Here is a 4,982-nt window from a genome sequence, read left to right as displayed (position 1 = left end):
GCTGCCCACCGAACGGCCGCCGGCCTCCCTGGGGGCCACCCTGCTCGCGTGCGCCGCCTTCACCTACCTGAACCCCCACGTCTACCTGGACACCGTGCTGCTCCTCGGCGGGGTGGCCCAACAACACCCGCACCGGTGGGTCTTCGGCGCCGGCGCCGCAGTGGCCAGCGGGGTCTGGTTCACCGCGCTCGGCGTCGGCGCACAGCGCCTCGCGCCACTGCTCGCCCGTGCCGCCGCCTGGCGGGTGCTGGACGCGGTCATCGCCGTGGTGATGACCGGCCTGGCCGTGGCACTCCTGCTGGGCTGACCGGCCCCGCCGGCGGAGAACGACCAGGCCACCCGGGCCAGGCGGGCCCCCGGCCGGACCGTGCGGGCGGGCGCCAACCGGGCCAGGCCAGCGACGACGCGAGTGTTTTCCACGACCACCGGCGGTGGAACCGACCGCGAGCGGGAATGATTGCCGGGTGCGGTTCCTTCACGGCGCGGTCCCCGCGCACGACCTGACCTATACCGACGTCTTCATGGCGCCGGCCCGCTCCGACCTGGGTTCCCGGCTCGACGTCGACCTGTCCACCGGCGACGGCACCGGCACCACCATCCCGTTGGTGGTGTCGAACATGACGGCGGTCGCCGGACGGCGGATGGCGGAGACGGTCGCCCGCCGGGGTGCCATCACGGTGATCCCGCAGGACATTCCGATCGAGGTGGTGGCGAATGTCGTCGCCTGGGTGAAACAGCGCCATCTCGTCTACGACACGCCGATCACGCTCGGCCCGACCGACACCGTGGGCGACGCCATCCACCTGCTGCCCAAGCGCTCGCACGGTGCGGTCATCGTGGTCGACGACGCCGGCCGACCGATGGGTGTGGTCACCGAGGCGGACACCACGGGCGTGGACCGGTTCGCCCAGCTGCGGCACGTGATGTCCACCGAGCTGCACACCGTCCCGGCGGACTCGGATCCGCGTACCGGCTTCGATCTGCTCTCGGCGGGCCGTCGCCGACTCGCCCCGGTGGTGGACACCGAGGGCCGGCTGGTCGGGGTGCTGACCCGACAGGGCGCGTTGCGGGCCACCCTCTACACGCCGGCCGTGGACGACCGGGGTCGGCTGCGGATCGCCGCCGCCGTCGGAATCAACGGTGACGTGACCGGCAAGGCCTCGGCGCTGCTGGAGGCGGGGGTGGACACGTTGGTGGTGGACACCGCGCACGGCCACCAGGCACGGATGATCTCCGCACTCCAGGCGGTCCGCAAGCTGGACCCGGGGGTGCCGGTGGCGGCCGGCAACGTGGTCACCGCCGAGGGCGTACGCGACCTGGTGGAGGCGGGTGCGGACATCATCAAGGTCGGCGTCGGCCCCGGTGCGATGTGCACCACCCGGATGATGACCGGCGTGGGTCGGCCGCAGTTCTCGGCCGTCCTCGACTGCGCGGCGGCCGCCCGCCAACTGGGCCGGCACGTGTGGGCCGACGGTGGGGTGCGGCACCCCCGGGACGTGGCGCTCGCGCTCGCCGCCGGGGCGTCGAACGTGATGATCGGTTCCTGGTTCGCCGGCACCTACGAGTCCCCCGGTGACCTGTACACCGACGTGGACGGCCGGCGGTACAAGGAGAGCTTCGGGATGGCCTCGGCCCGGGCGGTCAGCGCCCGAACCGCCGACGACAGCCCGTACGACCGGGCCCGCAAGGCGGTCTTCGAGGAGGGCATCTCCTCGGCCCGGATGCACCTGGACCCGGCCCGTCCCGGCGTCGAGGACCTGATCGACGAGATCATCGCGGGGGTACGCAGCGCCTTCACCTACGCCGGCGCCCGGAACCTCACCCAGTTCCACGAGCGGGCGATCGTCGGCGTCCAGAGCGCCGCCGGCTTCACCGAAGGAATGCCCCTCCCCACCAGCTGGTAACCCCCACCCCACTCCGGTTGACCATGAAGTTGTTGCCTCCCGCGTCGGCGTGTCATGGCAACAACTTCATGATCAACAGAGGAGAGGGCAGGGGTTAGGTTGTCAGTCGGCGCAGGACTGTGCGGGCTGCCTCGCGGGGGTTGTCGCCCACTCGGTCGGGTAGCGCGCCGGCCAGCCAGAGGGTGGCGAAGCCGTGGGCGATCGACCAGGCGGCGAGCGCGTCCCGACCGGGGTCGGCGGGCGCGTCGCCGGTGGGTAGTGTCGCCACCCCGGCGCGGAGCGCGGCGCCGGCCCGACCCTGGGCGGCGATCAGCTCGGCGTCGTCGGCCCGGTGCAGCTCCGGCCGGAACATCACCTCGAAGTACGCGCGGCGCGTGACGGCGAAGTCGACGTAGGCGACGCCGGCCTCCAGCAGGTCGCCATCCGCCTCGGTCAACGTCTGGGTCAGCAGGTCGAAGCCCTGCGTGGCGAGCGCGGTGAGCAGGCCCGCCTTGTCGCCGAAGTGGTGGGCGGGCGCGGCGTGCGAGACGCCGGCCCGTCGGGCCAGGTCGCGCAGGCTCAGCGCGACGGGCCCGACCTCCTCGATGGCCTCCAGCGCCGCGGCGAGCAGCGCGCGGCGCAGGTCGCCGTGATGGTACGAGCGGCTGTCGGTCACCAGCGAATCCTAATCTTGTCATTGACAAGATGTCACGCGTCGGCGAATCTTGTCACTGACAAGTTTCGTTGAGGAGGATTCCGATGGCACCCCTGATCGCCCTGATCGCCGGCACCGCTCTGGCCCGACTCGCCGGCCTGGCCGGCATCGCCGCACTGGACGGCTGGATCTCCGCGCTGCGCGTCGGACTGGCCGCGATGTTCACGCTGACCGCCGTCGCGCACTTCGCCGGCCGGCGCCGGGCCGGACTGATCGCCATGGTCCCACCCCGCCTGCCCCGGCCGGACCTGCTGGTCACCGTCACCGGCGTACTGGAGCTGGTCGGCGCGATCGGCCTGCTGCTGCCGGCGACCGCCCGGGTGGCGGCGGCCGGACTCGGCCTGCTCATGCTCGCCATGTTTCCGGCGAACGTCTCGGCCGCCCGTCGCCAGCTGACCCTCGCCGGCCGCCCGGTCACCCCGCTGGCCCAGCGCACCGCCCTGCAGATCCTGTTCGTGGCCGCCGCCACGGTAATTTCGTTTGGTGCCTGACTATCAGGGGGCTAATCTACCTCTCGTGGAACTCATCACCCTCCAGGACGTGCCGCTCGGCCGTCTCCTGGTGGTGGCCGGGCACCTCGTCGGGCAGCGGTGGAACCGCTATCTCGCCGAGGAGCACGGCCTCACCCAGGCCGGCATGATCACCCTGATGACGCTCGCCCGACACGGCGAGCTACCCCACCGCAAGGTTGCCGAGAAGGGGTTCGTCCGCCCGGCGACCCTGACCGGCATCGTGGACACGCTGGAGCGTGACGGTCTGGTCGAGCGGCAGCGCGACGACAGCGACCGACGCAGCATCCGACTCGCCATCACCCCCGCCGGCCGGGAACGAGTGGCTGCGCTCGGCGCGCTCATGCACTCCGGACGGCCACTCACCTCGGTCGACGCCGACCCGGCGAAAGCCCAGGTGATCCGGGAGTTTCTGCTTGAGGTCATCGGCAGCGGAGACGACCCGCGGATGACCGGACGCCCCACCGAAGCGGAGGACCCGGCGTGCTGATCCGACTCCTGCGCGGCCAACTGCGCACCTATCAGAAACCGTTGCTGGCGGTGGTGCTGCTCCAGTTCGTGGGCACCATGGCCTCGCTCTACCTGCCCAGCCTCAACGCGGACATCATCGACCAGGGCGTGGCCCGGGGCGACACGGACTACATCGTGCGCACCGGCGGCTGGATGCTGCTGGTCAGCCTGATCCAGATCATCTGTTCGATCGCCGCCGTCTACCTGGGCGCCCGGGTCGCGATGGGCTTCGGCCGGGACGTACGCGCCGAACTGTTCGGGCACGTCAACCGCTTCTCCGCCCGCGAGGTGGCCCGGTTCGGGGCGCCGTCGCTGATCACCCGCAACACCAACGACGTGCAGCAGGTGCAGATGCTCGTGCTGATGAGCTGCACGATGCTGGTCGCCGCACCGATCATGAGCGTCGGTGGGGTGTTCATGGCGCTGCGTGAGGACGTCGGGCTCTCCTGGCTGATGCTGGTCAGCGTGCCGGTGCTGGCCATCGCCCTCGGCGCGATCATCCGCCGGATGGTGCCGGGCTTCCGGCTGATGCAGACCCGCATCGACACTGTCAACCGCGTGCTGCGGGAGCAGATCACCGGCATCCGGGTGGTCCGCGCGTTCGTCCGCGAGCCGTACGAAACGGACCGTTTCGCCGTCGCCAACGCCGACCTGACCGCCACCGCGCTGCGTACCGGTCGACTGTTGGCGTTGATCTTCCCGGTGGTCATGCTGGTGCTGAACGTCTCCAGCGTGGCGGTGCTCTGGTTCGGCGCGCAGCGGGTGGACGCCGGCGCGATCCAGGTCGGCGCGCTCACCGCGTTCCTGCAGTACCTGATGCAGATCCTGATGGCGGTCATGATGGCCACCTTCATGCTGATGATGGTGCCGCGCGCGGCGGTGTGCGCCGAGCGGATCGTCGAGGTGCTGGACACCGACTCCTCGGTGGTTCCGGCCACCGCGCCGGTCACCGAGTTGCCCACCCGGGCCGAGCTGGAGCTGCGCGGGGTGCGCTTCCAGTACCCGGGAGCGGTGGAGCCGGTGCTGCGCGACATCTCCTTCCGGGCGACCCCGGGCACCACCACGGCCATCATCGGCAGCACCGGAGCGGGCAAGACGACACTGCTGTCGCTGATCCCCCGCCTGGTCGACGTGACCGCCGGCGCGGTGCTGGTCGACGGGGTGGACGTGCGGGAGTTGGCACCGGACGAGCTGTGGCGACGCATCGGCCTGGTGCCGCAGCGGCCGTACCTGTTCACCGGGACGGTCGCCAGCAACCTGCGCTACGGCAACCCGGACGCCACCGACGAGGAGCTGTGGACGGCGCTGGAGATCGCCCAGGCCCGGGACTTCGTGGCCCAGATGCCCGGCGGGCTGGACGCCCCG

The 4,982-nt window shown here is 71.4% G+C and carries 6 protein-coding genes; 5 read left to right on the top strand and 1 reads right to left on the bottom strand.

The genetic code is table 11. The annotated features are described in order from the left end of the window. A partial coding sequence (locus tag KBX53_RS21975) for a LysE/ArgO family amino acid transporter (protein ID WP_210861368.1) occupies window positions 1-307 on the top strand: 307 nt, incomplete at its 5' end. Window positions 308-464: 157 nt separating this feature from the next. Then, a complete protein-coding gene (locus KBX53_RS21970) occupies window positions 465-1,904 on the top strand; it encodes a GuaB1 family IMP dehydrogenase-related protein (protein WP_030328931.1) in 1,440 nt (479 codons plus the stop codon). Between the two features lie 94 nt (window positions 1,905-1,998). On the opposite strand, the gene KBX53_RS21965 is transcribed toward KBX53_RS21970, so the two are convergent. Continuing rightward, complete coding sequence (locus tag KBX53_RS21965; RefSeq protein WP_210861366.1) at window positions 1,999-2,559, bottom strand: TetR/AcrR family transcriptional regulator; 561 nt, start codon at window positions 2,557-2,559, stop codon at window positions 1,999-2,001. An 83-nt stretch (window positions 2,560-2,642) separates the two neighbouring features. On the opposite strand from KBX53_RS21965, the gene KBX53_RS21960 reads away from it, so the two are divergent. From KBX53_RS21960 to KBX53_RS21950, 3 genes are all read left to right on the top strand, one after another. Then, complete coding sequence (locus KBX53_RS21960; protein ID WP_210861364.1) at window positions 2,643-3,089, top strand: DoxX family membrane protein; 447 nt, start codon at window positions 2,643-2,645, stop codon at window positions 3,087-3,089. A 25-nt stretch (window positions 3,090-3,114) separates the two neighbouring features. Then, a complete protein-coding gene (locus KBX53_RS21955; protein WP_030328938.1) occupies window positions 3,115-3,597 on the top strand; it encodes a MarR family transcriptional regulator in 483 nt (160 codons plus the stop codon). After that, window positions 3,591-4,982 (top strand): ABC transporter ATP-binding protein (locus tag KBX53_RS21950; protein ID WP_210861363.1); only part of this gene is annotated, 1,392 nt, incomplete at its 3' end. The genes KBX53_RS21955 and KBX53_RS21950, both read left to right, overlap by 7 nt.

Origin of the sequence: Micromonospora sp. M51 (genome assembly GCF_018070305.1) — a bacterium.
In the GTDB taxonomy this organism is placed as follows: domain Bacteria; phylum Actinomycetota; class Actinomycetes; order Mycobacteriales; family Micromonosporaceae; genus Micromonospora; species Micromonospora parva.
Note: the sequence above shows the minus strand (reverse complement) of the source record. Positions and strands in the feature narration are given on the sequence as shown.